Consider the following 590-nt stretch of genomic DNA (forward strand, 5'->3'; position numbering starts at 1 on the left):
CGGGACGGCCGCCGAATCCGCCGACACGAACGGATCCGCCGGCTGCTCCGGATCCACCTGGACCCGACATCCGCCTCCCGTTCCGCCCCGGCCTCCGGCAAGGCGACGGCGCTGCACATGAGGTGAGCGCCCGCACCACCGCAGACCGCCCGCCCGTGACGCCTCCCGGGCGGGCTTCTTCGTGGCACCGTGGCGTGATCTTTCCTACGAGGCAGCCGCCCAGGTCCGCGGCGGGCGAAGCAGGACCACGCCACGCGGCGTCCTCCGGCACATCGCCGTCCACGCGGCCTCCTTCGGGGCCTGAATCCGCAGGCCGCAGACACCGTCGGCCCCGGCCCGTACGACTGTCCGCGAACCACCTCGCCATGCCTGCCGGCCGTCCCGTGGATCCTCCGGGCGGGCAGGAAGGCCGCCGAGAACGAGCGCAATTTTCTGAGTGCCGGTGGCGTGAACCGATCTATAGCCTGGCCGTATTGACTCATCAGGACAAAGGGGTTGGCTCGATGGCTCGCCACGCTGAAGGTATCCACAGGCGGAACTTCCTCACCGGGGGCGCGGCTGCCGGAGGAGCCGCCCTCCTGACGGGAACG

1 protein-coding gene is annotated in these 590 nt (G+C 71.0%); it reads left to right on the top strand.

The window, feature by feature from the left end; genetic code table 11:
* Positions 1-503 precede the first annotated feature (503 nt).
* The coding region (locus TN53_RS49710) for a twin-arginine translocation signal domain-containing protein (protein ID WP_420719171.1) at positions 504-590 on the top strand (87 nt) is incomplete at its 3' end.

Origin of the sequence: Streptomyces sp. WM6386 (assembly GCF_000972385.1) — a bacterium.
Classification (GTDB): domain Bacteria; phylum Actinomycetota; class Actinomycetes; order Streptomycetales; family Streptomycetaceae; genus Streptomyces.